The 26,420-nt window shown below is 70.5% G+C and carries 26 protein-coding genes and 1 riboswitch; of the genes, 8 read left to right on the top strand and 18 right to left on the bottom strand.

Features of this window, described 5'->3' with window-relative positions; all coding sequences use genetic code 11:
• Window positions 1-123 precede the first annotated feature (123 nt).
• From AC5DRG_RS39015 to AC5DRG_RS39005, 3 genes are read right to left on the bottom strand one after another with little or no spacing between them, the layout of a single operon-like run.
• Window positions 124-879 carry a DUF3710 domain-containing protein gene (locus tag AC5DRG_RS39015; protein ID WP_491804534.1) on the bottom strand — a complete coding sequence of 252 codons (756 nt, stop codon included), beginning with the start codon at window positions 877-879 and terminating at the stop codon, window positions 124-126.
• Window position 880: 1 nt separating this feature from the next.
• Window positions 881-1,396 (bottom strand): dUTP diphosphatase, encoded by a 516-nt coding sequence (gene dut / locus AC5DRG_RS39010; RefSeq protein ID WP_491804533.1) that lies wholly within the window; start codon window positions 1,394-1,396, stop codon window positions 881-883.
• Complete coding sequence (locus AC5DRG_RS39005; protein ID WP_491804531.1) at window positions 1,393-1,977, bottom strand: PaaI family thioesterase; 585 nt, start codon at window positions 1,975-1,977, stop codon at window positions 1,393-1,395. The genes dut and AC5DRG_RS39005 overlap by 4 nt, the downstream gene beginning before the upstream one ends.
• A 58-nt stretch (window positions 1,978-2,035) precedes the next feature.
• Here AC5DRG_RS39005 and AC5DRG_RS39000 point away from each other — a divergent pair, with 58 nt between their 5' ends.
• Window positions 2,036-2,497: a DUF3093 domain-containing protein gene (locus AC5DRG_RS39000; RefSeq protein WP_491804529.1), complete on the top strand. Its 462-nt coding sequence runs from the start codon at window positions 2,036-2,038 to the stop codon at window positions 2,495-2,497.
• On the opposite strand, the gene AC5DRG_RS38995 is transcribed toward AC5DRG_RS39000, so the two are convergent.
• From AC5DRG_RS38995 to AC5DRG_RS38980, 4 genes are all read right to left on the bottom strand, one after another.
• Complete coding sequence (locus AC5DRG_RS38995) at window positions 2,494-3,405, bottom strand: hypothetical protein (RefSeq protein WP_491804527.1); 912 nt, start codon at window positions 3,403-3,405, stop codon at window positions 2,494-2,496. The genes AC5DRG_RS39000 and AC5DRG_RS38995 overlap by 4 nt on opposite strands.
• A gap of 13 nt (window positions 3,406-3,418) precedes the next feature.
• Window positions 3,419-3,715 (bottom strand): DUF4193 domain-containing protein, encoded by a 297-nt coding sequence (locus tag AC5DRG_RS38990; RefSeq protein WP_005481602.1) that lies wholly within the window; start codon window positions 3,713-3,715, stop codon window positions 3,419-3,421.
• Between the two features lie 395 nt (window positions 3,716-4,110).
• Window positions 4,111-5,367 (bottom strand): sensor histidine kinase, encoded by a 1,257-nt coding sequence (locus AC5DRG_RS38985; protein ID WP_491804525.1) that lies wholly within the window; start codon window positions 5,365-5,367, stop codon window positions 4,111-4,113.
• Between the two features lie 6 nt (window positions 5,368-5,373).
• Window positions 5,374-6,027 carry a response regulator transcription factor gene (locus tag AC5DRG_RS38980; protein WP_010983842.1) on the bottom strand — a complete coding sequence of 218 codons (654 nt, stop codon included), beginning with the start codon at window positions 6,025-6,027 and terminating at the stop codon, window positions 5,374-5,376.
• Window positions 6,028-6,447: 420 nt separating this feature from the next.
• On the opposite strand from AC5DRG_RS38980, the gene AC5DRG_RS38975 reads away from it, so the two are divergent.
• On the top strand, window positions 6,448-6,621 hold the full coding sequence (locus AC5DRG_RS38975) for a hypothetical protein (protein WP_167467697.1): 174 nt from the start codon (window positions 6,448-6,450) through the stop codon (window positions 6,619-6,621).
• A gap of 180 nt (window positions 6,622-6,801) precedes the next feature.
• Here AC5DRG_RS38975 and AC5DRG_RS38970 read toward each other — a convergent pair whose 3' ends face one another.
• Both AC5DRG_RS38970 and AC5DRG_RS38965 read right to left on the bottom strand, forming a co-directional pair.
• Entirely contained in the window at window positions 6,802-7,617 is an 816-nt protein-coding gene (locus AC5DRG_RS38970) for an inositol monophosphatase family protein (protein ID WP_491804523.1), read from the bottom strand.
• An 8-nt stretch (window positions 7,618-7,625) separates the two neighbouring features.
• A complete protein-coding gene (locus AC5DRG_RS38965; RefSeq protein WP_491804521.1) occupies window positions 7,626-8,753 on the bottom strand; it encodes a ferrochelatase in 1,128 nt (375 codons plus the stop codon).
• Window positions 8,754-8,945: 192 nt separating this feature from the next.
• Between AC5DRG_RS38965 and AC5DRG_RS38960 the strand changes: the two genes are divergently transcribed.
• The 3 genes from AC5DRG_RS38960 to sepH all read left to right on the top strand — a co-directional run bounded on the left by AC5DRG_RS38960 (window position 8,946) and on the right by sepH (window position 12,936).
• Window positions 8,946-10,184 (top strand): MFS transporter, encoded by a 1,239-nt coding sequence (locus AC5DRG_RS38960; RefSeq protein ID WP_491804519.1) that lies wholly within the window; start codon window positions 8,946-8,948, stop codon window positions 10,182-10,184.
• The gene (locus AC5DRG_RS38955) at window positions 10,144-11,463 is read left to right on the top strand and encodes a D-arabinono-1,4-lactone oxidase (protein WP_491804517.1); all 1,320 of its coding nucleotides are present in this window, start codon (window positions 10,144-10,146) and stop codon (window positions 11,461-11,463) included. Before AC5DRG_RS38960 ends, AC5DRG_RS38955 begins: the two co-directional genes overlap by 41 nt.
• Before the next feature lie 429 nt (window positions 11,464-11,892).
• Window positions 11,893-12,936, top strand: coding sequence for a septation protein SepH (sepH, locus tag AC5DRG_RS38950; RefSeq protein WP_491804515.1), 1,044 nt, complete (start codon window positions 11,893-11,895; stop codon window positions 12,934-12,936).
• A 71-nt stretch (window positions 12,937-13,007) separates the two neighbouring features.
• On the opposite strand, the gene AC5DRG_RS38945 is transcribed toward sepH, so the two are convergent.
• Window positions 13,008-13,859, bottom strand: coding sequence for a sulfurtransferase (locus AC5DRG_RS38945; RefSeq protein ID WP_491804513.1), 852 nt, complete (start codon window positions 13,857-13,859; stop codon window positions 13,008-13,010).
• A 297-nt stretch (window positions 13,860-14,156) separates the two neighbouring features.
• Here AC5DRG_RS38945 and AC5DRG_RS38940 point away from each other — a divergent pair, with 297 nt between their 5' ends.
• Entirely contained in the window at window positions 14,157-14,960 is an 804-nt protein-coding gene (locus tag AC5DRG_RS38940) for a VOC family protein (RefSeq protein ID WP_491804512.1), read from the top strand.
• A gap of 74 nt (window positions 14,961-15,034) precedes the next feature.
• A complete protein-coding gene (locus AC5DRG_RS38935; RefSeq protein WP_491804510.1) occupies window positions 15,035-15,529 on the top strand; it encodes a DUF4352 domain-containing protein in 495 nt (164 codons plus the stop codon).
• On the opposite strand, the gene AC5DRG_RS38930 is transcribed toward AC5DRG_RS38935, so the two are convergent.
• Genes AC5DRG_RS38930 through AC5DRG_RS38915 form a run of 4 tightly spaced genes read right to left on the bottom strand, consistent with a single transcriptional unit; the run spans window position 15,526 to window position 20,875 of the window.
• Window positions 15,526-16,173: a thymidine kinase gene (locus AC5DRG_RS38930; RefSeq protein WP_491804508.1), complete on the bottom strand. Its 648-nt coding sequence runs from the start codon at window positions 16,171-16,173 to the stop codon at window positions 15,526-15,528. The genes AC5DRG_RS38935 and AC5DRG_RS38930 overlap by 4 nt on opposite strands.
• A 53-nt stretch (window positions 16,174-16,226) precedes the next feature.
• Window positions 16,227-17,417, bottom strand: coding sequence for an alkaline phosphatase family protein (locus AC5DRG_RS38925; RefSeq protein WP_491804506.1), 1,191 nt, complete (start codon window positions 17,415-17,417; stop codon window positions 16,227-16,229).
• Window positions 17,417-18,004, bottom strand: a complete 588-nt coding sequence (locus AC5DRG_RS38920; RefSeq protein WP_491804504.1) for a DUF5998 family protein — start codon at window positions 18,002-18,004, stop codon at window positions 17,417-17,419. Before AC5DRG_RS38920 ends, AC5DRG_RS38925 begins: the two co-directional genes overlap by 1 nt.
• Window positions 18,005-18,055: 51 nt before the next feature.
• Entirely contained in the window at window positions 18,056-20,875 is a 2,820-nt protein-coding gene (locus AC5DRG_RS38915; protein WP_491804503.1) for a bifunctional acetate--CoA ligase family protein/GNAT family N-acetyltransferase, read from the bottom strand.
• A gap of 187 nt (window positions 20,876-21,062) precedes the next feature.
• Between AC5DRG_RS38915 and AC5DRG_RS38910 the strand changes: the two genes are divergently transcribed.
• Window positions 21,063-21,344 carry an HPr family phosphocarrier protein gene (locus tag AC5DRG_RS38910; protein WP_491804501.1) on the top strand — a complete coding sequence of 94 codons (282 nt, stop codon included), beginning with the start codon at window positions 21,063-21,065 and terminating at the stop codon, window positions 21,342-21,344.
• Between the two features lie 205 nt (window positions 21,345-21,549).
• Here the strand turns inward: AC5DRG_RS38910 and AC5DRG_RS38905 are convergent, their stop codons facing one another.
• The 4 genes from AC5DRG_RS38905 to AC5DRG_RS38890 all read right to left on the bottom strand — a co-directional run bounded on the left by AC5DRG_RS38905 (window position 21,550) and on the right by AC5DRG_RS38890 (window position 26,372).
• Window positions 21,550-22,245, bottom strand: coding sequence for a GntR family transcriptional regulator (locus tag AC5DRG_RS38905; RefSeq protein ID WP_491804499.1), 696 nt, complete (start codon window positions 22,243-22,245; stop codon window positions 21,550-21,552).
• A 186-nt stretch (window positions 22,246-22,431) separates the two neighbouring features.
• Window positions 22,432-23,196, bottom strand: a complete 765-nt coding sequence (locus AC5DRG_RS38900; RefSeq protein ID WP_491804497.1) for a M23 family metallopeptidase — start codon at window positions 23,194-23,196, stop codon at window positions 22,432-22,434.
• A gap of 13 nt (window positions 23,197-23,209) precedes the next feature.
• Window positions 23,210-23,377, bottom strand: a riboswitch (cyclic di-AMP (ydaO/yuaA leader).
• Between the two features lie 215 nt (window positions 23,378-23,592).
• Window positions 23,593-24,981: a M16 family metallopeptidase gene (locus AC5DRG_RS38895; RefSeq protein ID WP_491804495.1), complete on the bottom strand. Its 1,389-nt coding sequence runs from the start codon at window positions 24,979-24,981 to the stop codon at window positions 23,593-23,595.
• The gene (locus AC5DRG_RS38890) at window positions 24,978-26,372 is read right to left on the bottom strand and encodes a M16 family metallopeptidase (protein WP_491804493.1); all 1,395 of its coding nucleotides are present in this window, start codon (window positions 26,370-26,372) and stop codon (window positions 24,978-24,980) included. Before AC5DRG_RS38890 ends, AC5DRG_RS38895 begins: the two co-directional genes overlap by 4 nt.
• Window positions 26,373-26,420: the final 48 nt, after the last annotated feature.

Below are 26,420 nucleotides of genomic sequence, written 5' to 3'. Positions count from 1 at the left end.
TAGGCGTTGAGCCGAGACCGTAGGTACAGACCAATGTGCCGTCAAGGGCCTACGTAAGAAACGGGCATGAAAAAGGGCCGCATCCCCACAGGGATACGGCCCTTCTCGCGTCTGACTACCCGGCTAGCGGACCTCGGTGATCTCCGGTCCGCGCTGCAGCTGACCCATGCCGCCGGAGAAGCGGGAGCCCTCCTGGTCCTCCTGCTGAACGCCCTCGGGGACCATCTGCGCGTCGTTCGGCAGCTTCAGGACGATCGGGTCACGGGGGGCCATCGGGCCCTCGCCGCGGACCACGACCGTGTCCCGGAAGATCTGCTCCAGCAGACCGGCCGCCTGCGGCTGCACCGCACCCTGCCCGGAGATCACCCCGCGCAGGAACCAGCGCGGGCCGTCCACACCGACGAACCGCACGACCTGGAAACCGCCCGTGCCGTCCGGCAGCTGCACTGGCACCTGCGCCCGCAGCTCCCAGCCCAGCGGCCCCTCGACCTCGTCGACGATGCCGCCCTGCTGGGTGATGCCGCTGGCGATCTCCTCGCGGACCTCGCCCCAGATGCCCTCGCGCTTGGGGGCGGCGAAGGCCTGGAGCTGGATGGCGCTGTCCTTGAGGACCACGGTCGCGGCGACGATCGCGTCGCCCGCGACCTCGACCCGCAGCTCCATGCCGTCGACTCCCGGCACGAACACACCGCCCAGGTCCACCCGGCCCTCGGCCGGGTCATGGACCTCCGTGCTGTCCCAGGGCCCGTCGGGACGCGGCTCGGGTTCGAGCTTCACCCGCTCGACCTCGCCCGCCTCAGTGTCGACACCGTCGACGACCTGCTCGGCCTCGCTCGCCGCGTCCTCGGCGGCAGTGCCCTTCTTGCGACGTCCGAACACGTCACTGTCCTTCCCGGTCGGATACGACCGAAGCGTATCGATTCCCACCCGCTGTGCCGCCCACGGCGGCATGACCGCCGGTGGACCCGAAGCCCCCCGCGGCCCGCGCCGAGTCGGGAAGCTCCGCGACCTCCTGGAAGCGGACCTTCTCGACCTGCTGGACGACCAGTTGGGCGATCCGGTCGAAGCGCTCGAACCGCACACACTCGCGCGGGTCGAGATTCACCACGATCACCTTGATCTCCCCACGGTACCCGGCATCAACCGTCCCCGGGGCATTCACGAGAGCGACACCGCAGCGGGCTGCGAGACCAGATCGGGGGTGCACGAAGGCCGCGTACCCCTCCGGGAGCGCGACAGACACCCCCGTGGGCAGCACGGCCCGCTCACCCGGCTTCAGCTCGCACCCCTCGGTGGTCCGCAGATCGGCTCCCGCGTCACCGGGTTGCGCGTACGACGGAAGCGGTACGTCGGGGTCGACGCGCCGGATCAGCACGTTCAGGGGCTCACGGCTCACGGGTTCACCTCGAAGGCGCGGGTGCGCCGCACCTGGTCCGGGTCGCTCATGGCCGCCTGGATCTCCTCCGGGCGGCCGTTGTCGATGAAGTGGTCGACCTTCACCTGGATGAAGAGGGCGTCGGCGCGGACGGCGACGGGCCCGTCGGGGCCGCCGATGCGTCCGGTGGCGGTCGAGTAGATCTTCCGCCCGGCCACCGCCGTCACCTCCGCCTCCAGGTACAGCACGGTGCCGACGGGCACGGGCCGTACGAAGTCGGTCTCCAGGCGTCCGGTCACGGCGACGGTGCGCAGCAGCCAGTTCAGCGAGCCGAGGGACTCGTCCAGCGCGGTCGCGAGCACACCGCCGTGCGCGAGGCCGGGAGCACCCTGGTGGGCGGGCTGCACGGTGAATTCGGCGGTGATGGTGACCCCCTGGCCGGCCCGCGCCTCCAGGTGCAGCCCGTGGGGCTGCTCGCCGCCGCAGCCGAAACACTGGTCATAATGGGCACCGAGAAGCTCACCCGGCGCGGGAGCGTCAGGGTGCCGCACAGGTTTCACCGCGTCGGCGGGAGGCTCAAGAGCTGCGGAAGTACCACTCACAGCCGCAGACCTTACCCGCGCGTCCGCACCATCCGGACACCGTGCCAAGCTTGGCTCCATGCAGCTCTCCGCCTCCCCCTACGAAGAACGCCTCACCGCCCCCCGCTCCTGGTGGCTGATCAGCTTCCTCGTCGGGGTCTCCATGGCCCTGGTCCTGCTGCCGTTCGGCACGCTGCCGATGCTCGGCGGCCTGGCCGGCGGCACCGCGGCCGCGGCGGTCGTCGCCAGTTCCTACGGCTCGATCCGCATCCGGGTCGTGGGCGACTCGCTGATCGCGGGCGAGGCGAAGATCCCGCTGTCGGCGCTGGGCGAGTCGGAGATCCTCGACCCCGAGGAGGCGCGCGCCTGGCGCACGTACAAGGCCGACACCCGCGCCTTCCTGCTGCTGCGCGCCTACATCCCCAGGGCCCTGCGCGTGGAGGTCACGGACCCGTCCGACCCGACGCCGTACCTGTATCTGTCGACACGGGACCCGGAAGGCCTGGCCCAGGCACTGAAGACGGCCCGGTCGGCCGACTAGCGGCCGAGTTCCTTGGGGATCTCCCCCATCCGCAGCGGGTCCGGCGGAGTCTCCAGGGGCGGGAGTTCGGGCAGCGCGTCCCACGGGACCTGCGTCTTTCTCAGGTCCTTGCGGATGCGCTCGGCGAGCTTCCTGGTGTCTCTGCGGTTCATGACCGCCCCGACCGCGGCTCCCACCATGAACGGCATCAGGTTCGGCAGGTCGCGGACCATCCGCTTCATGATCTGCTGGCGCAGCTCGCGCTTCATGGGCCCGTTCAGCGCCGTAGTCATCGTCGACGGCTTCGACACGTCGATTCCGCGCTCCCCCGACCAGGAGTTCAGATACGCGGTGCTGCGCTGCTTGAGGCTGCCCGGCGGCCGTACGCCGTAGACCTCGTGGAGCTCGGCGATCAGCTTCAGCTCGATCGCCGCGACGCCGGTGATCTCGGCGGCCAGTTCCGTCGGCATCGCGGGCGGCACCGGCAGCATCGCCGCCGCGCCGATCCCGGCACCGACCGTGGACGTCGCGTTCGCGGCGCCCGTCACAAGTTTGTCGGCGAGCTCCTCGGGCCCAAGGCCCGGGAACTGCCTGCGAAGCGCCTCGAGGTCCCGTACGGGGATTCTCGGGGCGATCTCGATGATCCGGTCGGCAAGGTACGCGAGGCCCGCCCTGGCCCGGCTGCCGCCCTTACGGACGCCTTCCCTGGCCTTGTCCCGGATCACCGCGGCCCGACGCCGCGCGACGGGCGTGGGAACCTCCGCCGGAACCGGGAGGTCAGCCCGGTCGGCCGCCGGTTCGAGCGAGGCTGATCCTGCTTCGGATGAGCCCCGCCCGTCGTCACGCGCGACGTGAGAGCCGTCGGACGGCCCTTCGTCCGCTCCCCCGGCTGGGGAGCGGCGCTTCCAAGGTGGGGTCGAGCCAGTCACGGCCGACCCGTCCTCAGTCGCAGTCGCGGCAGATCGGCTGACCGTTCTTCTCGCGGGCCAGCTGGCTGCGGTGGTGCACCAGGAAGCAGCTCATGCAGGTGAACTCGTCCTGCTGCTTGGGCAGCACCCGGACGGCCAGCTCCTCGTTCGAGAGGTCCGCTCCGGGCAGTTCGAGGCCTTCCGCGGCCTCGAACTCGTCGACGTCCACTGCGGAGGTCGACTTGTCGTTCCTACGCGCCTTGAGCTCTTCAAGGCTGTCCGAGTCGACGTCGTCGTCGGTCTTGCGTGGGGTGTCGTAATCCGTTGCCATGTCGCGCTCTCCCCCTCTGGGTGTCTGCGGTGTCTCCAGCGCACGTAACGCGTGAGAGGCCGGACTTGTGCCCGACCCGAGGCGGAGATTTTGCCTCACATCAAGGTCTGTTACTCAATCGACACCCAACCGGACTCCTCAAGAGTGATCGGCTTGGATGGCGATGGGGACCGTACACGGTCCGAAGGCCGCACCTCAAAGGCGTCTCACCCTGTACTTCCCGTGATCAAGACCCCTGAAAACCCGGATTATCCCGACTTTCCAACAGCAGTCTTGATCACAGAGAGTAGATGGACCGAAAATCGCCCCTGTGATCGATCACACACGAGTCCGTCCGACTGGCGGCCCGAAAATTCCGCGCAAAGCGAACATCCCTGTGTGTCGCCGACATGGTCTCAGACAGGCAGGGTGACACGCATCACGAGCCCACCCCCCTCACGCGGCTGGGCCGAAATATGTCCGCCGTGCGCGCGAGCCACGGACCGGGCGATCGAAAGCCCCAGACCGACGCCCTTGTCACTGCCCGTCCGCTCGGTGCGCAGTCGCCTGAAGGGCTCGAAAAGATTGTCGATCTCGTACGCCGGGACGACCGGGCCCGTGTTCGAGACGACCAGGATCGCCTGGCCGTGCAGGACCTCGGTGGTGACCTCGACCCAGCCGTGCTCCGGCACGTTGTAGCGCACCGCGTTCTGCACCAGGTTGAGCGCGATGCGCTCCAGGAGGACGCCGTTGCCCTGGACGACCGCGAGCTTCTGCTCGCCGCGGATCTTCACGCCCTTGGCCTCCGCCTCGGCATGTACCTGGTCGACGGCCTGCGAGGCGACCTCGGCGAGGTCCACGGGCTTGCGCTCGATGATCTGGTTGTCGCTGCGGGCGAGCAGCAGCAGGCCCTCGACGAGCTGCTCGCTGCGCTCGTTGGTGGCCAGCAGCGTCTTGCCGAGCTGCTGGAGCTCCATGGGCGCGCCCGGATCGGACAGGTGCACTTCGAGCAGTGTGCGGTTGATCGCGAGCGGTGTGCGCAGCTCGTGCGAGGCATTGCCTACGAAGCGCTGCTGGGCCGTATAGGCGCGCTGGAGCCGCTCCAGCATGTCGTCGAAGGTGTCGGCGAGCTCCTTGAGCTCGTCGTCCGGGCCGTCCAGCTCGACCCGGCGGGACAGGTCCGAGCCCGCCACCGCGCGCGCGGTGCGGGTGATCCGGCCCAGCGGCGACAGGACGCGGCCCGCCATGGCGTAGCCGAAGGCGAACGCGATGATCGCGAGGCCGAGCAGGGCCAGCAGGGAACGGCTGAGCAGGTTGTCCAGGGCCGCCTGGCGCTGGCTGTCGATGCACTTGCTGATCGCGGCGTTGAACGTTTCGAGCGGGATGTCGCTCGCGTTGTTGACGAGGGCGCAGTTGTCACTGGCGACCTTGATTTTGTCGCCGCTCACGTCCACGATCTTGAACAGCGGCTGGTTGCCCGTGGTCAACGCCTGCGCGGCGAGCAGGTAGATGATCGACAGCAGCAGGATGCCGGCGATCAGGAACATGCCGCCGTACAGCAGCGTCAGCCTTATGCGGATGGTCGGGCGCAGCCATGGCGGCGCCGGGGCCGGCCTCCTGGGGTCCCAGGTCGGCTTCGGGGGCGCCTGGGCGGGCGCGGGGGTCGATGCCATGGGTTATCAGATCCGGTAGCCCGAGCCGGGGACGGTGACGATCACCGGGGGCTCGCCCAGCTTGCGGCGCAGCGTCATGACGGTCACGCGCACGACGTTGGTGAACGGGTCGGTGTTCTCGTCCCAGGCCTTCTCCAGCAGCTGTTCCGCGGAGACGACCGCGCCCTCGCTGCGCAGCAGCACCTCCAGGACGGCGAACTCCTTCGGCGCGAGCTGGACCTCCTTGCCGTCCCGGAATACCTCGCGGCGGTTGGGGTCGAGCTTGATGCCGGCCCGCTCCAGAACCGGCGGCAGCGGCACGCTCGTACGCCGGCCCAGGGCACGCACGCGTGCCGTCAGCTCGCTGAACGCGAAGGGCTTGGGGAGGTAGTCGTCCGCCCCGATCTCCAGACCCTCCACACGGTCGCTGACGTCGCCGGACGCCGTGAGCATGAGCACGCGCGTGGGCATACCGAGCTCGACGATCTTGCGGCAGACGTCGTCGCCGTGCACGAGCGGGAGGTCGCGGTCGAGGACGACCACGTCGTAGTCGTTGACGCCGATGCGCTCCAGGGCGGCCGCACCGTCGTACACGACGTCGACGGCCATGGCCTCCCGGCGCAGTCCGGTGGCCACCGCATCGGCGAGCAGTTGCTCGTCCTCGACGACGAGTACGCGCACGTCGCTTGTCCTTCCTGTGTCCACCCGCGTAGCGCCGTTTCGGGCGCGCTCGGGCAGGGTCTTCGTGGGTGTGTGACCTCCATCCTGCCCTTTTCAGCCATAAGTCGGCTGTAAGACGGGGGCATCGGCCGTGGAGGACGGGTGCGGGGTCCGGGAATGCCAGATTTTCTCGACGGGTTGAGGTTTCCACGGAAGAGAGCGGGGGGAGGACGGCTTTACACCCCGCGATCACGCTCTGCTTGTGCCGCACCACCATGCGGTACGCCGCGATCCGCTTCCGCAGAGTGGGCGTGGGTGTCCGGCGCCGTCGCCGCCCAGCAGCAGAGGGCAGCGCTGGGCACCTATTGGAGACGTGATCGCCCCTTCCGAACGGCACACCCCCGTGCCATCGACCCACGACCCAGGACGAGGGGGCGCAGCATGGACGCATTCACCGCAGGACTTCTGCAGCGCATAAGGGCGACCGAGACCGACCTGACGCGGGCTCGCGACGAGGGCGACGACTTCCTCGTCGAGGTGGAACAGGCCGAACTCGACGACCTGCGCCGCCTCGCCGCCGAACACGGTGTGGAGGTCGGCGCGACGAGCGTCTGATCAGCAGCACGAATGCACGACAGCGGTCCCCGGCGAATCCAGCGCCGGGGACCGCTGGTTTTGGGGAACACACCTACGGCAAGGGCCCACCAACTTCACTGTCCCAACGCGTCGGCCGCGAGGGGGCCGCAGGGGGCGCACACCGGCACAAAGCGCCCCCGAAGGCGACCGAGCAAATGTTCAGTCATGCCATGCGCCGAAGTCCTCCAAGAGGCGCTGGAGGGGCTCGAAGACTCCCGGAGTACCCGCGACCGTCAGAGCGTGTGCGGGGCGCTCTCCGGGGCGTCCACCGGTCAGGGCGCCCGCTTCCCTGGCGATCAGGTCGCCCGCGGCCAGATCCCAGGGGTGCAGTCCGCGTTCGTAGTAGCCGTCCAGGCGGCCGGAGGCCACGTCGCACAGGTCCACCGCCGCCGAGCCGCTGCGCCGGATGTCACGCAGGAGCGGGATCAGCTTCCGGGCGACGTCGGCCTGGTGGGCGCGGACCTCGGTGACGTAGTTGAAGCCGGTCGAGACCAGGGCCTGGTCCAGGGGCGGGGCCGGGCGGCAGGCGAGCCCGCGCTCCCCCGCCCAGGCGCCGGTGGCCCAGGCTCCGCCGCCGAGGGTCGCGTGGTACGTCTCGCCACGCATCGGGGCCGCCACCACCCCGACGACGGTCTCGCCGTCCTGCTCCGCCGCGATGGACACAGCCCAGGTGGGCAGCCCGTACAGATAGTTGACCGTGCCGTCGAGCGGGTCGATCACCCAGCGGATCCCGCTGGTGCCCTCGGTGGAGGCGCCCTCCTCGCCGAGGAAGCCGTCGTCGGGGCGGTGGCCGGCGATCAGGTCCGTGATCAGCTTCTCCGCCGCGATGTCCATCTCGGTGACGACGTCGATCGGGCTCGACTTGGTGGCCGCGACCGCGAGATCGGCCGGGCGGCCGTCCCGCAGCAGCTCGCCGGCGCGGCGAGCGGCCTCGTGGGCGAGTTTGAGCAGTTCCGAATGCAGGGGGTCGGTCACGGGGCTCCTCACGCGTACGGGCTGTCGGCGCCCGCGGCGGCGGGGCGGGGGGCTCGGGCCGGGCAGCAGCCCACGGGGCAGAGGTCGTGGCTCGCACCGAGCGCGCCCAGGGCGCACGGGGTGATCTGCTCTCCGCTCTCGACGGCGGCCCGCTCCAGGACGAGCTCGCGGATCGCGGCGGCGAACCGCGGGTCGGCGCCCACGGTGGCCGAGCGGCGCAGCGGCAGGCCCAGCTCCTCGCCCTTGGCCTTGGCCTCCGTGTCGAGGTCGTAGAGAACCTCCATGTGGTCGGAGACGAAGCCGATGGGCGCCATGACGACGGCCGGGACGCCGACGCCGTGGAGCTCTTCGAGGTGGTCGCAGATGTCCGGCTCCAGCCAGGGGATGTGCGGGGCCCCGGAGCGGGACTGGTAGACGAGCTGCCAGGGGTGTTCGACCCCCGTCCGCTCGCGTACCGCGTCGGCGATCAGCCGCGCCACGTCCAGGTGCTGTTCGACGTACGCCCCGCCGTCGCCGTGGTCCTCGACCGGGCCTGAGGTGTCCGCGGCGGCGGTCGGGATCGAGTGGGTCGTGAACGCGAGGTGTGCGCCGTCGCGTACGTCCTCGGGCAGGTCGGCGAGCGACCGGAGCACGCCTTCGACCATGGGTTCGACGAAGCCCGGGTGGTTGAAGTAGTGCCGCAGCTTGTCGACCTTGGGCAACGGGAGGCCCTCGGCCTCCAGGGCGGCGAGGGAGTCGGCGAGGTTCTCGCGGTACTGACGGCAGCCCGAGTACGAGGCGTAGGCGCTGGTGGCGAGGACGAGGATGCGGCGGCGGCCGTCCTGGACCATCTCGCGCAGGGTGTCGGTCAGGTACGGCGCCCAGTTGCGGTTGCCCCAGTAGACGGGCAGATCCAGGCCGTGGTCCGCGAAGTCCTTGCGGAGGGCGTCGAGCAGGGCGCGGTTCTGGTCGTTGATCGGGCTGACCCCGCCGAACAGGAAGTAGTGCTGCCCGACTTCCTTGAGGCGTTCCTTGGGGATGCCTCGCCCCCGCGTCACGTTCTCCAGGAACGGGACCACGTCGTCCGGGCCTTCCGGGCCGCCGAACGAGAGCAGGAGCAGGGCGTCGTAGGGGGTGGCATCGAGCACGTCTGGCATGGGTCGATCCTGCCACCCGCCTCTGACAGCCGGGAAACGGCGGGGTGACGAGCACGGGCCCGGGGCGCTGCGGCCGCGGTGCGTTAGGGTGACCTAACTCGTAAGCCGTATGAGCCGCATTCACGCCTTACTGAGCCGCCGCGCGCTTCCCGCGCCCGCACCCGAGCCGTTAACGCCGTACCGGAGACCCCTGTGCCGAGCCCCTACCGCGCCCTGTTCGCCGCCCCCGGCACCAAGGGCTTCTCCGCCGCGGGGTTCCTCGGCCGTATGCCGTTGTCGATGATGGGCATCGGCGTGGTGACGATGGTCTCCCAGCTCACCGGGCGGTACGGGCTCGCGGGCGCGCTGTCGGCCACCATCGCGCTGGCCGCTGCCGCCGCCGGCCCGCAGGTCTCGCGTCTGGTGGACCAGTACGGGCAACGGCGGGTGCTGCGCCCGGCCACGCTCTTCGCGCTCGCCGCGGCGGCCGGGCTGCTCCTCGCCGCGCACTACGGGTGGCCCGACTGGACGCTGTTCGTGTTCAGCGCCGGCATCGGCTGCGTACCGAGCCTCGGCGCGATGATCCGGGCCCGCTGGGCGGCGCTGTACCGGGACACCCCGCAGTTGCACACCGCGTACTCCTTCGAGTCCGTGGTGGACGAGGTGTGCTTCATCTTCGGGCCGATCATCTCCATCGGGCTGTCCACGGCCTGGTTCTCGGAGGCCGGGCCGCTGCTCGCCGCCTGCTTCCTCGCGGTCGGCGTCTTCTGGCTGACCGCGCAGCGCGCCACCGAGCCCGTGCCGCACCCGCGCGCGCAGCAGGGCGGCGGCTCGGCGCTGCGCGCGCCCGGGCTCCAGGTGCTGGTGGCCACGTTCGTGGCGACCGGGGCGATCTTCGGGGCGGTCGACGTGGTCACCGTGGCCTTCGCCGACGAGCAGGGTCACAAGGGCGCCGCGAGCGTCGTGCTCGCGCTCTACGCGGCGGGTTCCTGTGTGGCGGGAGCCGCGTTCGGGCTGTTGCGCTTCCAGGGAGCGCCCGAACGTCGCTGGCTGCTGGGCATATTCATGATGGCGGTGAGTATGATCCCCCTCCTACTGGTCGGAAACTTGCCGTTTCTGGCCGTGGCGCTGTTCGCTGCGGGCCTGTTCATCGCTCCCACGATGATCACGACGATGTCCCTCATCGAAGAGCACGTACCACGCGCGCAACTGACCGAGGGCATGACCTGGGTGAGCACTGGGCTCGCCGTCGGGGTCGCACTCGGTTCCTCCGTGGCCGGCTGGGTGATCGACGCTGCCGGTGCGCGCGCGGGGTACGGGGTTCCGGCGGTGTCCGGAGCCGTCGCGGTCGCGGTCGGTTTCCTCGGGTACCGCCGGCTCAGCAGGCCGGCTCCGGGTCGGGGAGGCTCTGTTGAGCAGCACAACGAGCACGAAGAACGGCACGTGGCGTAACTGGGGCGGCACCGTCGCCGCCCGGCCCGTACGGGAGGTCACGCCCGCCTCCATTGACGAACTGTCCGCGGCCGTACGGCAGGCGGCCGACGACGGTCTGAAGGTGAAGGCGGTCGGCTCCGGGCACTCCTTCACGTCCATCGCCGCCACCGACGGTGTGTTGATCCGCCCTCAACTGTTGACCGGGATCCGCAACATTGATCGTGAGGCCGGCACGGTCACGGTCGAGGCGGGCACCCCGCTCAAGAGACTCAACATGGCTCTCGCGCGCGAGGGCCTGTCGCTCACCAACATGGGCGACATCATGGAGCAGACGGTCTCCGGCGCCACCAGCACCGGCACGCACGGCACGGGCCGCGAGTCGGCCTCGATAGCCGCCCAGATCAAGGGTCTTGAGCTGGTCACCGCCGACGGGTCGGTCCTCAGCTGCTCCGAGAAGGAGAATCCGGAGGTCTTCGCGGCCGCCCGGATCGGACTGGGCGCCCTGGGGATCGTCACGGCGATCACCTTCGCCGTGGAGCCGGTCTTCCTGCTCTCGGCCCGCGAGGAGCCGATGACCTTCGACGAGGTCACCGGCCGCTTCGACGAACTCTGGGCCGAGAACGAGCACTTCGAGTTCTACTGGTTCCCGCACACCGGCAACACCAACACCAAGCGCAACAACCGCAGTGCGGGGCCGGAGCAGCCGGTCGGGCAGTTCAGCGGCTGGTTCGAGGACGAGTTCCTCTCCAACGGCGTCTTCCAGGCCGCCCAGTTGGTCGGCCGGGCGTTGCCCGGCACGGTCCCGACGATCGCCCGGGTCTCCAGCAAGGCTCTGTCCGCGCGGACCTACACCGACATTCCCTACAAGGTCTTCACTTCTCCGCGCCGGGTGCGCTTCGTGGAGATGGAGTACGCCGTCCCGCGCGAGGCCCTGGTCGAGACCCTGCTCGAACTGAAGGCGATGGTCGACCGCTCGGACCTCCGGATCAGTTTCCCGGTCGAGGTCCGCACGGCCCCCGCCGACGACATCACCCTCTCCACGGCCTCCGACCGCGACAGCGCGTACATCGCCGTCCACATGTTCAAGGGCACGCCCTATCAGGCGTACTTCACCGCCGCCGAGCGCATCTTCACCGCGCACGAGGGGCGGCCGCACTGGGGCAAGGTGCACACGCGGGACGCCGAGTACTTCGCCGGGGTCTACCCGCGATTCGGCGAGTTCACCGCGCTGCGGGACCGGCTCGACCCGGACCGGCTGTTCCAGAACGACTACCTGCGGCGGGTGTTGGGGGCGTAGCGGACTCGCCGGGGTGACGGCCGACGGCTTTGGTTCCGCTTCTCACAATTGCGTGAAATGCGCCACTTCCAAGATCCCGAAATGTGGGCGGCCGAAGGCCAAGTCCCACCCATTGCCCGAAGTTGGGTGGCGTGCCAATCCACGCACGTGGCCCAAATGGAGTACTGTTGCGAGCCCTGGGTGCCGGTCTCCCGCCTGGGCGTCCGTGGCCTTCAAGGACCGCCGGGAGGGGGCTAGTTGCACAGGGTGACGGAGTTGGTCACTTAGCGTTGCGAATAGGTAACCGTGCCATAACGGCGTTCGAGGGCCCATGCCCGACACGCCGGGCAACTCGGCAAGGTTGTGGCAGGCTGCACCCGGGCAGGCCACACTCGACTAGCGGAAGCAGCGACGCACGTGACGTCGGCAGGCACCACCCGGGAGGTCCCCATGCCCGAACTGCGTGTCGTGGCCGTCTCCAATGACGGCACACGGCTGGTGCTGAAGGCTGCGGACAGCACGGAGTACACGCTTCCGATTGACGAGCGTCTGCGCGCCGCTGTTCGCGGCGACCGTCCCCGCCTCGGCCAGATCGAGATCGAGGTGGAGAGCCATCTCCGCCCTCGAGACATCCAGGCGCGGATACGCGCGGGTGCGACCGCGGAAGAGGTCGCACAGCTCGCAGGCATCCCCGTCGACCGTGTACGCCGCTTCGAGGGCCCCGTCCTCGCAGAGCGCGCGTTCATGGCCGAGCGGGCTCGGAAGACTCCAGTCCGCCGCCCCGGAGAGAACGCGGGACCGCAGCTGGGCGAGGCCGTCTCCGAACGGCTCACCCTGCGCGGTGCCGACAAGGACACCGTCCAATGGGACTCGTGGCGCCGCGACGACGGCACCTGGGAAGTCCTGCTCGTCTATCTGGTCGCGGGTGAACCGCACTCCGCGAGCTGGACGTACGACCCGCCCCGGCGGCTCGTACAGGCCGTCGACGAGGAGGCGCGCTCGCTGATCGGCGAGTCCGACGACCTCGCCGCGCCCGAGCCCAGCTTCCCCTTCGTCCCCCGCATCGCCCGGCTGCCGCGCGACCGCCCGCTGGACCGAGCCCTGGACCGCCAGGAACGTCCGGTACTGCCGTCGCCGTCTCCCGAGCCCGAGGTGGAGAGCGTCAGCGCGAGCGAGCGCGACTCCCTGACCAGCCTGCTGGAGGCGGTACCGAGTTTCCGGGGCGACATGGTGGTCCCGGAGCGCCCGGCACCGGACCCCGTGGAGGAGCCCGCGCCGGAACCCGAGGCGGAGGAGCCCCCGGCTCCCGCGGCCTCGGCCGGTTCGGCCTACGCGGACGTCCTCATGCCACGCACCGTCGCCAGCCACCGCGACCGCCTCGTCGGCTCCACCGACCGCCAGGCCGAAGCGGACGGCGTCCGCCCCGGCCGAAGAGCGGCGGTCCCGAGCTGGGACGAGATCGTCTTCGGGACACGCAGGAAGAAGCAGGAGTAGTCGGCCGTACGACAGTTGTACGAGGGTGAGGGCCGCGTCACTTGGACGCGGCCCTCTCCGTATGCCCGGGGCTACTGAGGGTCGGGCCCCACGGCGACCGGCCGCTCCGGGTCCGAGGACCACTCCGACCAGGAGCCGACGTAGAGCGCCGCCGGAATTCCCGCGACCGCCAGCGCCAGCACCTCGTGCGCGCCCGACACCCCCGAGCCGCAGTACACGCCGACCTCGACGGAGTCGGCCGCGCCGAGCCTCTTGAAGTGCGCGCTCAGCTCCTCGGCGGGCAGGAACCGTCCGTCGGCACCCACGTTCGCCGTCGTGGGCGCAGACACCGCGCCCGGAATGTGGCCGCCCACCCGGTCGATCGGCTCCACGTCTCCCCGGTACCGCTCCCCCGCCCGCGCGTCGAACAGCACCCCGGACCGGGCCAGCGCCGCGGCCCCGTCCGCGTCGAGAAGTCCCGCGGACCCGGGCACCGGCTCGAAGTCCCCCGCCGTCTGCGCGGGCACCGACGTCTCCAGCGGCCCCTCCCAGGACGGCAACCCGCCGTCGAGGACCCGCACGTCCGGGTGACCCGTCCAGCGCAGCATCCACCACGCACGAGCCGCCGCCCACCCCTGTCCGCCGTCGTACACGACGACCGGCGTCCCGCCCGAGACACCCGCCCGGCGCATCGCGGCGCCGAACTCCGCCGTGTCGGGCAGCGGGTGCCGGCCACGCTTCCCCGACGCACCGGCCAGCTCCCGGTCCAGGTCGACGAAGACCGCGCCGGGAATGTGGCCGGCCTCGTACTCGGCGCGGCCGTCGAAGGGCGGCTCCCCGGCCGCCTTGGCGACGCTGAGCTGCCAGCGGACATCGAGCAGTACGGGCGGGTTCGGGCCCGCGGACTCGCTCGCCAGTTCGGATGCGGTGATGATGGCATTCATGGCCACCATCCTTGCGCACGGGGTGGCCGCATCGCCCAGGTCCGACTACTGTGCTCGCCCGGGCAGGTCCGATCACGAGGCGTACGGGTTCGGGCACATGCTGTACAGCCGATCGACACCCCTCGGCAATCGCACAGAAACGGACGAGAAACCGCACAGCGGGCATCCTCCGGGCATGGGCCGACCCGCGGCGGCGCGCCCGGAGCGCGCGGCATCACGGGTGGTGCGAGCATCGGCACGGGGGTCCGGAGAGCGGAACCGACACGGCCACCGCGAGGGGCCGAGAAGAGAGTGACGATGACCGAGGCACGGGGGTCGGCCGGCCGGAACGGCGAGACGCACGTTCCGCACACGCCCGGCACACCCTGCTGGGTGAGTCTGATGGTGCACGGGTTGGCCGCGACCCAGGAGTTCTACGGTGAGCTGTTCGGTTGGGAATTCCAACCCGGTCCCCAGCAGCTCGGCCCCTACGTCCGGGCACTGCTCGACGGCCAGGAGGTGGCGGGCATCGGCCAACTCCCGCCGGACCGGCACCTGCCCATCGCCTGGACGCCCTACCTCGCTTCCAACGACGTGGACCTGACCGCCGAAACGGTACGGCTGTGCGGCGGCACGGTCGGGGTGGGTCCCCTGGACGCCGCCGAGGCCGGACGCCTCGCGATCTGCTCCGACCCCTCCGGCGCCGTCTTCGGCATCTGGCAGGCCGCGGCCCACCTCGGCACAGCCATCACCGGCGTCCACGGCACCCCCGCCTGGAACGAACTCCTCACCTTCGAAACCACGAGCGTGACCAAGTTCTACGAGACGCTCTTCGGCTACGAGGAGGAGCCGGTGGTCTCCGCCGACTTCGACTACGTCACCCTCCACATCGAAGGCTCCCCGGTCGCCGGCATCCACGGCGTCGGCAACTCGCTGCCCCGCGACCGGGGCCCGCACTGGATGACGTACTTCGAGGTAGCCAACACCGACAACTCCCTCACCGCGGTAACCGACCTGGGCGGCCACGTCCTCACCCCGGCCCAGGACAGCGCCCACGGCCGCGTGGCAACGGTCGCGGACCCGGAGGGCGCGAGGTTCGCCCTGATCGAGAGCCCGCACTGAGCCCTCGGCTCGCCGAGGACGCCGTACGGGCGGACGATGGAGTCATCAGCTGCTCCGAGCCACCAGGAGGAGCGATGCGTGGTCGTACCGCACCGTTGTTGACTTGTCTGCTGGCGGTCCCGGCACTGGCTCTGGCACCTGTGTCGTCCAGCGGGACGGTCGGGGACACACTGAGTCTCACAGGCATTCAAGGCGGGGAAGAGCTGGACGTCACCGTGACGAAGATCGTCAATCGCGCACACGCGGAGGACTCGTCCTTCACCCCGGACCCGGGGAACCATCTCACCGCCGTCCAGTTCCGCTTGGTGAACACGGGCACGGCCGGCTATGCGGACTCTCCATGGACCGGCGCGGCGGTGATCGACCAGCAGGGGCAGCACTTCAGCGCGTCGCTCCTTCACACCACGACAGCTGGTGCGGAGTTCCCCGTCATCGTCACGATCCGTCCCGGTGGCACAGCCCTTGGCTTCATGTCGTTCGAAGTGCCGGACGGCTCCCGCGTCGTCGCCGTCCAGTTCACCATGAACAGCGGCCTCTCCGACGACGTCGGCGAATGGAAGGTCCCCTAGACCGACGTAACCGGCAACACATCCGGCGACAGCGCAGCCGCCCGTGCCGTCGCCGACGTCATTTGGCGTCGGTGATGGCGGCGGCACAGGACTTCATAGCCGATCGCCTCTGCCTGGTTGACGTCGCCGACGACCACTTGGGCACCCTCGACGACCATTTCGCCGCCCACCGTGCGGGCGTTGTGCGTGGCGCGGGCGCCGCACCAGCACAGGGCCTCGACCTGGAGGACCTCTACTCGGTCGGCCAGTTCGACCAGGCGTTGGGAGCCGGGGAAGAGTTTGGAGCGGAAGTCGGTGGTGATGCCGAAGGCGTAGACGTCGAGGCCCAGGTCGTCGACCACGCGGGCGAGTTGGTCGATCTGTTCCGGCGTCAGGAACTGGGCCTCGTCCGCGATGACGTAGTCCGCGCGGCCGCCCTGGGAGAGGTGGTCGACGAGGTAGGCGTAGAGGTCCTGGCCGTCCTCCACCTCCACCGCGTCCGTCACCAGGCCGAGTCGGGAGGACAGCTTGCCCTCGCCCGCGCGGTCGTCGCGAGTGAAGATCACGCCCGCCAGGCCGCGCGCCGAGCGGTTGTGCTCGATCTGGAGGGCCAGCGTCGACTTCCCGCAGTCCATCGTTCCGGAGAAGAACACCAGCTCGGGCATGGGAAGTTGAGCACCTTTCGGCAAGAAACGGGGAAGGGCGGGGCAGGAGACCGTCAGGAGCGTACTTCGAGGAGCGGGACCAGCTGCTCGGCAGGGGTCATCGAACCGTGGTTTCCGACCATCGCCGACTCCTTCGGCTCCCGCTCGGAGGCGACGATCAGGACGTCGTCCCGCGCGGCCGCGACCACGTCACCGATACGCCCGTACACCCGCTCGTCGATGTGCGGGCCGAACCACCCGGCCGCGATCGCCTCGTCCCGCGAAGCCACCCAGAACTGCTCGCCGAGCACCTCGCGCCAGCACGTCAGCACGGAGTTCTCCGCGCCCGACACCGCGTAGACATGGCGGGCGCGCCCCTCGCCGCCCAGCAGGGCGACCCCGGCGCGCAGCTCCCAGTCCTCGTCGAAGTCGATGCGGTGCTGCTCGTCGAAGGGCACGTCGATCATGCCGTGGTCGGCGGTGACATACAGCGCGGTACGCGGCGGCAGCTGCTCCGCGAGGCGCTGGACGAGTCGGTCGACGTACATGAGCTGACCGCGCCAGGTGTCCGAGTCGACGCCGAAACGGTGGCCGGCTCCGTCGAGCTCGGCGTAGTACGTGTAGACCAGGGAGCGGTCACCGGCGGCCAGTTGCTTGGCCGCGAGGTCCATGCGGTCCTCGCCGGTCAGCCGCCCGTGGAACGTTCCTCCACTGAGCGCGACCTTGGTCAGCGGGGTGTTCTCGAAGGCGGGCGACGACACCTGGGCCGCGTGCACGCCCGCGTCGTGGGCCAGCTGGAAGACGGTGGGGTACGGCTGCCAGGGCTTCGGCGCGGTCCACGGCTGCCAGCGCAGCTGGTTCATCAGCTCGCCGGTGGCCGGGTTGCGCACGGTGTAGCCGGGCAGGCCGTGCGCGCCGGGCGGCAGGCCGGTGCCGATGGAGGCGAGGGACGTCGCCGTGGTCGCCGGATAGCCGGCGGTGATCGGCCGGCCCGTGCCCCCGCGCGAGCTGCTGAGCAGCGAGCTCATGAAGGGGGCTTCCTCGGGGTGCGCCCTCAGCTGCTCCCAGCCGAGACCGTCGATCAGGAACACGCAGTTCCGGTCGGCGGGGGTCAGCTCCGAGATGGCGGCGGTCATGCCCGGTACGTCCATGCCGGCGGCCAGCGTGGGCAGCAGATCGGCGAGTGAGCCGATGCCGTACTCGGGGACGGGCGCGGAGCCGATGGCGAGAGGTTCTGGATGATCCCAGGCGGTGGGCTGAACCATCAGCGCGCGACGTCCGCTGTCGCCTCGGAGAGCGACTGGGCGAAGGCGAGAGCCTGGCGCACCGTCTCCGGTCCGTCCCCGGCCTCACTCACGCGCAGACTGAGGTCGTCCGCCGTCGAGTTGCCCGTGTAGCCGTGGTCCGCCTCGCAGTTGGGGTCGCCGCAGGCGGCGGGCTCCAGGTCGATGCGGGAGACGGCGCCCCAGCCGATGGTCAGCACGACCTCGCGGGGCAGCGTGCCCGTGGTGTAGGACTCCGGGTTGGCGACCACCCGGCTCACCACGACCGACGAGATCCGGCCGAGCTTCACGGACTCCGTGGACGTCGTGGCGTACGGCGTCGGGGACGTGTCGTCCGCGGCCTGCTCGTCGGTGTGGCTGACGATGAAGCGGTTGCCGGTGAGGACGAGCACGGTCACGTGCCGCCGCACCTCGTTCTGGTCGAACGTAGTCTCCTGGTGGACCAGGTACGACCGAATGGAGTCGCCGCCCACAGCGGCCTCCACCGCCTCGGCAACGAGGGTCGGGTAGTAACCGCTGCGCTCGATCGCCGCTCGCAGCCCCTGGGTCGACGTACTGGTCTTGGCCATGACGTCCATCCTACGGGGGCCCACTGACTGCGAGGCACCGCTCGCCGCCTGTCAGTAAACCGGCAGCGTCCTCGGCCCGAGGTCGTCGCGGGCGGGCGGGGGCGCAAGCCGCACGGAGGCGCCGAGAACGCTCAGGCCGTGCGGGGCCACGACCACCGGCTCCAGGGTGACCGCGACGACCTCGGGGTGGTCGTCGACCAGCCGGGACAGGCGCAGCAGCAGCTCTTCCAGCGCAGGCGTGTCGACGGGCGTCGAGCCGCGCCAGCCGAAAAGGAGGGGTGCCGTCCGGATCGACCGGATCAGCGAGGTCGCCTCCCGGTCGGTGACCGGAACCAGCCGGTGCGCCGTGTCCCCGAGCAGCTGCGAGGCGGCACCCGCGAGTCCGAAGGAGAGCACGGCCCCCGCCGCCGGGTCGATGACCGCCCGCACGACGGTGTCGACCCCACGCGGCGCCATCCGCTGTACCACCGGACGCAGCTCCTCCGGCTTCCCGAAGAGCTCGGTCAACTCGGCGTACGCCCGCCGCAGTTGCTCCTCGTCCGCCAGATCCAGGCGTACGCCGCCCAGGTCGGCGCGGTGCCTCAGATGCGGGGCGGTGGCCTTGAGGGCCACGGGATAGCCGAGGGTGCGGGCGGCGGCGACGGCGTCATCGGGGGTGGGGGCGGGCAGAGCGCGATGGACGTCGATGCCGTACTTCCCGAGCAGCTCGCACGTCTCCTCCGTGCCGAGCGTCAGCCCCTGCCCGCGCGCGAGCAGGCCGTCGATCAGCTCGGCGGCCCCCTTCTCGTCGATGTCCTCGTACTCGGGCACCTTCCCGGGCTCGGCGGCCTCCCGCCGCCACTGCGCGTACTTGACGGCTTCGCCGAGGGCCCTGACGGCACGCTCGGCGGCGGGGTAGGCGGGGATGAGGCGGGAGCCGGTTCGGGGAGTGTCGGCTGGGGTTGCCGGTCGCTCCGGCACCGCGGTGGGCAGACGATCCGTGGGACGGAACGCCTGTGGTGCGGTACTGGCCGCTGCCGACAACGCCTCCGCGAGCCCCCCAAGCTCCACATGCACAACCAGCACCGGCTTCCCGGGAACCTCCGCCGCGGCCGACCTCAACGCTTCCGCCAACACCCCGTCCCCGGCGGACATGTCCCCGATCGCCGGTATCGCCGTCACCACGACCGCGTCGCACGCGTCATCCGCCAACGCCCGCGACAGCGCAGCCCGGAAGTCCTCCGCGGACGCCCCCGTAGTCAGGTCCAGCGGCGGCAATGGCTGCAAACCCTCGGAGAGACACGCGTCGTACGTCAGCAGCCCCAGCGACTCGGAGTTGCCCAGGATCGCCACCCGCGGCCCCGCCGGAAGCGGCTGCCGCGCGAGCAGCAGGCCCGCGTCCACCAGCTCGGTGATGGTGTCGACCCGGATCACCCCGGCCTGGCGCAGCAGCTCGGAGACGGTGGAGTGCGGCAGCCGGGTCGCCCGCACCGCGTGTCCCTGCGGCGCCGCGCCTCCATGGCGCGCGCCCTGCACCACGACCAGCGGTTTCGCCGCCGCCGTCCGCCGCGCGAGGCGGGTGAACTTGCGCGGGTTGCCGATGGACTCCAGGTACATCAGCACGACGTCCGTGTCGGGATCGTCGTACCAGTACTGGAGTACGTCGTTGCCGGAGACGTCCGCCCGGTTGCCGGACGAGACGAAGGTCGACACGCCCGTGACCCCGGTGACGCCGCCTCCGCGCCGGTGCAGCCGGGACAGCAGGGCGATCCCGATCGCCCCGGACTGGGCGAACAGCCCGATCCGCCCGGGCCGCGGCATCTCGGGGGCGAGTGACGCGTTCAGCCGTACGTCCTCGGCGGTGTTGATGATCCCGAACGCGTTCGGCCCGATGATGCGCATGCCGTACGCGCGCGCGTGGCGCACGAGTTCGCGCTGGCGCTCGCGTCCCTCGGGGCCGCTCTCGGCGTATCCGGCGGAGACCACGACGAGTCCCTGCACGCCGTGCTCCCCGCACTCGGCGACGACCTCGGGGACGTGGTCGGCGGGGACGGCAACGACGGCCAGGTCGACGGTGCCCTCGATGTCCCGCACCGAGCGGTACGCCGGCACCCCGTCGAGCTCCTTCTGTCCTTCCGGGAAGGACTTGTTCACGGCGTACAGGTGGCCGGTGAAGCCCGCGTCCCTGATGTTGTCGAGCACGCCGCGCCCCACGCCGCCGGGCGTGCGTCCGACGCCGACGACCGCGACGGATCCCGGGACGAGCAGCCGTCGTACCGACCGCCCCTCGGCGCGCTGCTCCCGCGCGCGCTGCACGGCGAGCGACCGATCTGTGGGTTCGAGGTCAAACTCCAGGCGTACGACGCCGTCCTCGAAGCTGCGCTTCTGGGTGTACCCGGCGTCCATGAACACCTTGATCATCTTGGTGTTGGCGGGCAGCACCTCGGCGGCGAAGCGGCGGATGCCGCGCTCGCGGGCGACGGCGGCGATGTGTTCCATGAGGGCGGAGGCGACGCCGCGTCCCTGGTGCGCGTCCTGGACGAGGAAGGCGACCTCGGCCTCGTCGGCGGGCGCGGAGGCGGGCATGCCGTCGGCGCCAATCCGGTCATAGCGTACGGTTGCGATGAACTCGCCGCCGATGGTGGCCGCGAGTCCCACCCGGTCCACGAAGTCGTGGTGCGTGAAGCGGTGGACATCCTTGGCGGACAGGCGGGGATACGGCGCGAAGAAGCGGTAGTACTTCGACTCGTCGGAGACCTGCTCGTAGAAGCTGACCAGGCGCTCGGCGTCATCAACGGTGATGGGCCGGATGCGTGCGGTACCACCGTCGCGCAGCACCACGTCGGCTTCCCAGTGGGCGGGGTACTCGTGCCGGTCCGACGAGGTCTGCATGGGCCCCAGAGTACGGCTCGCGTACGACAACGGCGCGAGGCAGTCTGTGGGGAAAGCAAGTCGGGGATGTGGGGCCGAGGCCGCGGTCCTACGTCACTCCCGGGCGGGACGAAGGACCGCTCCGGGCATGCTTCACGATGTGGGAAACTGGTCTAGACAACCCTGAATACCCGAAGGGCAGCATCACATGGCTGAGCGCCGCGTCAACGTCGGCTGGGCCGAGGGCCTCCACGCCCGCCCCGCCTCCATCTTCGTCCGGGCCGCCACGGCCTCCGGTGTCCCCGTGACGATCGCCAAGGCCGACGGCAACCCCGTCAACGCGGCCTCCATGCTGGCCGTTCTGGGCCTCGGCGCCACGGGTGGCGAGGAGATCGTCCTCGCCTCCGACGCCGAGGGCGCGGACGCGGCCCTCGATCGTCTGGCGAAGCTGGTCGCCGAGGGGCTCGAAGAGCTCCCCGAGACCGTCTGAGCGACAACCGCACCGCACGGCGGAGCCGCGTCACCCTTTCCGGGTGGCGCGGCTTTGTTGTTTTTCCAGAATTTACCGCGGGCATACTCGGGAAAATCGCCGCGGGCATGACTTTGACGCGCGACCGGAAATTCCCGGCGCGCGAGAAAAGGGCAGCGGAAATACGCCTCCACCGAATATCCCTTCTTTGTATACGGTGCCCGTGTTAATGCCGCAGGCCAGACATGTTTACGGGATGTTGCGAAGTCCTCACGCGATCCGGGCGATCTCCATTGCCGGGAACCCGCATCCGGTGCACGGTGGCCGCGCGCTCGGCGTGCAGGGCCGTGATCGCCCGCGCGCGGTCGCTGTCGCCGCGCGCGACGGCGTCCACGATCGCCCCGTGCTCCGCCCAGGACTCCACGGGGTTGGCCGGCGCCTCCACCGCGTACATCCAGGCGATCTTGTGCCGCAGCTGGGTCAGCATGGAGGTCAGCGCGGGGCTTCCGGAGGCCTGGGCGAGCGTCTCGTGGAACCAGCCGCCCAGGGAACGCAGATCCTCGCTGTTGCCCCTCCTGGCACGCTCCTGGCCCAGCCTGACCAGACCGCGCAGCACCTTCAGATGGGCCTCGGTGCGCCGCTGGGCGGCCCGGGCGGCGCCGAGCGGCTCCAGGAGCATGCGCATCTCCAGCAGGTCGGAGGCCTCCTGCTCGGTCGGCTCCGCGACGCACGCGCCCGCGTGCCGCCGGGTCACCACGAAGCCCTCGGCCTCCAGCGTGCGGAGGGCTTCCCGGACGGGGACGCGCGAGACGCCGTAGCGGCGCGCGAGGAGTTCCTCGGTGAGCCGGCTGCCGCGCTCGTAGACACCGGCGACGATGTCGTCCCGGATCGCCGTGCATACCGAGTGCGCCGGAATACGCATGACCGACCTCCGCTTTAATCCCCGTGAAACGTCGACGATTGACGTGTGTTCAGTGACTCTATTGCAATGAGCGGGAATTTCCGATGGCGGGCCGGAATCCATGGATATTTTTTGGACAGCGGGGCCCCTGAAACGCCGAAAGCCCCGGCGGGGGGCCGGGGCTTCAGGGGGCGGAGCGGTCGGTCGTCAGACGTTCACGCCGTGCGAGCGGAGGTAGGCGACCGGGTTGATGTCCGAGCCGTACTCCGCGGTCGTACGGGCCTCGAAGTGGAGGTGCGCTCCGGTGACGTTGCCGGTGGCGCCGGAGAGGCCTATCTGCTGGCCCGTGGTCACCTGCTGGCCGACCGAGACGCCGATGGACGACAGGTGCCCGTACTGGGTGTACGTCCCGTCATTCATCTTGATCACGATGTTGTTGCCGTAGGAGCCGCCCCAGCCGGCCTCGACGACGGTGCCGTAGCCGACCGCGCGGACGCTGGTGCCGGTCGCGGCGTGGAAGTCGATGCCGGTGTGGCTGCCGGAGGACCACAGGGAGCCGCCGGCCTGGTAGCCCGTCGAGACGTAGGAGTTCGCGACCGGGGTGACGAAGGTGTTGAGGCGCTTGCGCTCAGCCGCACGGGCGGCGCGCTCTTTGGCCTCGCGCTCTTCCTTGGCCCTGGCGGCGGCCTTCTTGCGCGCGGCCTTCTCGGCCTTCTCGCGCGCGGCAGCGTCCTCGGCGGCCTGCTTCTGGGCGGCGGCCTGGTCGTCGATCTTCTCGGCGACCGAGTCGCCCATGGTGACGACCGGGATCAGACCGGTCTGCTCGACGGTGTTCTCCGCGGCGAGCGCCGGGGCGGCGAGGGTGCCGATGACGCCGGTGGTGGTGAGGGCCGCGATGCCCGCCGCGCGGGCGGTGGTGCGCTTCATCCGGCTGGGAGCGCGATGCTTCCCGGTGGCGCAGGTGAACGCCATGTAGTGGCTGGTCCTTTCCTTCCTTCTCGCCTACCGGGTTAGCTGACGGGTTCGGAGCAGGAAGGTCTCCTACGGACCCCCTCGCTGCACGCGCGGGCGTCCGATTCACCCCAGGGACTGCACAGAGTGGGTCCCCGGCTCCCCTGGCTCGCGCCGTACGGGGACTCGGCGATGGCTGTCCGGTGCCGCGGACGCGGCGCAGTGCCTGACGGACAGCCCGGACGACGCTAAACGGGACATCTTTCAATCCCCAAACGGATCAAGCGATTTGTAGCGCATGCCACAGGGCAGACAGGCAACCTCTCCCTCAATTCGGACATAAAGGGGCCCTGGTGACTCTTCAGTCACCAGGGCCCCTGTACGCGTGTCGGTACGCGCGTGCCGCTGGTCGGCTCTCTACTCGGCCGGAACGACGGTGACTTCGCCGATTCCGAGCGCCTCGACCGGCTCCGCGATCTGCGCCGCGTCACCGACGAGGATCGTCACCAGGCGGTTCACCGGGAAGGCGCTCACGGCCGCCGCCGTGGCCTCCACGGTGCCGGTGGCGGCGAGCTGCCGGTACAGCGTCGCCTGGTAGTCGTCGGGCAGGTACTGCTCGACCTGGTCGGCCAGCGTGCTCGCGACGGCCGCGGCGGTCTCGTACTTGAGCGGCGCCACGCCGACGAGGTTCTGGACGGCGATGTCGCGCTCGGCGTCGGTGAGTCCCTCGGCGGCGAGCGTGCGCAGCACCGTCCAGAGGTCGTCCAGGGCCGGGCCGGTGTTCGGGGTGTCGACGGAGCCGCTGATGGCGAGCATCGCGGCTCCTGTGCCGTCCGGGGCGGCCCTGAGGACCTGCCCGAACGCCCGTACGCCGTAGGTGTAGCCCTTCTCCTCGCGCAGGACGCGGTCCAGGCGGGAGGTGAGGGTGCCGCCCAGGCAGTACGTGCCGAGCACCTGGGCGGGCCACACGCGGTCGTGCCGGTCGGCGCCGACGCGGCCGATGAGCAGCTGCGTCTGGACGGCACCGGGGCGGTCCACGATGACGACGCGGCCGGTGTCGTCGGCGGTCACCGGCGGCACGGGCAGCGGCTCGGCGCTGGAGCCCGTCCAGGAGCCGATCGTGTCGCCGAGCAGCTCGTCGAGGTCGATCCCGGTGAGGTCGCCGACGACCACGGCGGTGGCCGTGGCGGGCCGGACGTGCTTCTCGTAGAAGGCGCGTACCGCCGCCGAGTCGATGTTCCGGACCGTCTCCTCGGTGCCCTGACGCGCGCGTGACATGCGCGCGGTGGCCGGGAACAGCTCCTTGTAGAGCTCCTTGGCCGCGCGGCGGGAGGGGTTGGCCAGCTCGTGCGGGATCTCGTCGAGACGGTTGTCGACGAGCCGCTCGACCTCGCTGTCCGCGAACGCGGGCGCCCTGAGGGCGTCGGCGAGCAGCCCGAGCGCCTTGGCGAGGCGCGAGGCCGGCACTTCGAGGCTCAGCCGTACGCCGGGGTGGTCGGCGTGCGCGTCAAGCGTGGCCCCGCAGCGCTCCAGCTCGGCGGCGAACTCCTCCGCGGTGTGCTTGTCCGTGCCCTCGGAGAAGGCACGCGCCATGATCGTGCCAACGCCGTCCAGACCGGCCGGCTCGGCGTCCAGGGGCGCGTCCAGGAGGACCTCAACGGCGACGACCTGCTGACCGGGGCGGTGGCAGCGCAGCACGGTCAGGCCGTTGTCGAGCGTCCCGCGCTCCGGCGCCGGGAACGCCCACGGCCTTGCCTCGCCGGCCTGCGGCTGGGAGTGGAACTCCATCGTGGCGAGCTCGGTCACTTGGCCGCCTCCTCGTTCTTGTCGCCGGCCTCGACCGTGGCCTCGGCCTCGGGGTCTTCGGGGGGATCCGCGTCCTCGGCCGCCTCTCCGGCGACCGGCTCGTAGACGAGCACCGCGCGGTTGTCCGGGCGCAGGCGCGCCTTGGCGACCTGCTGGACCTCCTCGGCCGTCACGTCGAGGACGCGCTGGACGGCGGTCAGCGCGAGCTGCGGGTCGCCGAACAGGACGGCGAAGCGGCACAGTTCGTCGGCGCGGCCCGCGACCGTGCCGAGCCGGTCCAGCCACTCGCGCTCCAACTGGGCCTGGGCGCGCTCCATTTCCTCGTCCGTGGGGCCCTCCGCGGCGAACCGGGCGAGCTCCTCGTCGATGGCGGTCTCGATGACGGGCACCTCGACGTCACCGGACGTCTTCACGTCCAGCCAGCCCAGGGAGGGCGCCCCGGCCAGCCGCAGCAGGCCGAAGCCGGCGGCAACGGCCGTACGGTCCCGTCGTACGAGCCGGTTGTAGAGGCGGGAGGACTCGCCGCCGCCGAGGACGGTGAGCGCCAGGTCGGCGGCGTCCGCCTCGCGCGTGCCGTCGTTCGGCAGCCGGTAGGCCGCCATCAGGGCGCGCGCGGGGACCTCCTCCTCGATGACCTCGCGGAGCTGCCCGCCCATGACCTCGGGCAGCGAGCCGTCGCGGGGCACGGGCTTGCCGTCGTGCGAGGCGATGGAGCCGAAGTACTTCTCGATCCAGGCGAGCGTCTGCTGCGGGTCGATGTCGCCTACGACCGACAGCACGGCGTTGTTGGGCGCGTAGTACGTGCGGAAGAACGCGCGCGCGTCCTCCAGGGTCGCCGCGTCCAGGTCGGCCATCGAGCCGATCGGGGTGTGGTGGTACGGGTGCCCCTCCGGGTAGGCGAGGGCGGTCAGCCTCTCGAACGCCGTGCCGTAGGGGACGTTGTCGTAGCGCTGGCGGCGTTCGTTCTTGACGACGTCCCGCTGGTTCTCCATGGACTCGTCGTCGAGAGCCGTGAGCAACGAGCCCATGCGGTCGGCCTCCAGCCAGAGGGCGAGCTCCAGCTGATGGGTCGGCATGGTCTCGAAGTAGTTGGTGCGCTCGAAGCTGGTGGTGCCGTTGAGCGAACCACCGGCGCCCTGGACGAGCTCGAAGTGACCGTTGCCCTTCACCTGGCCCGAGCCCTGGAACATCAGGTGCTCGAAGAGGTGAGCAAGTCCTGTACGCCCCTTGACCTCGTGGCGCGAGCCGACGTCGTACCAGAGGCACACCGCGGCGACCGGGGTCAGGTGGTCCTCGGAGAGCACCACGCGCAGCCCGTTGTCCAAGCGGTGCTCGGTCGCTGTGAGGCCGCCGGAGTCTGCCTCGGCTGTGGCCGTGTGACCCATGGGCATGTACGTCCCTTCGCTCGCGAACGCGGTTGGGGAAACCGCGGGTTTTCC

It is taken from the genome of Streptomyces sp. JLBG701 (assembly GCF_058544905.1).
This window is presented reverse-complemented; position numbering and strand designations above follow the sequence as displayed.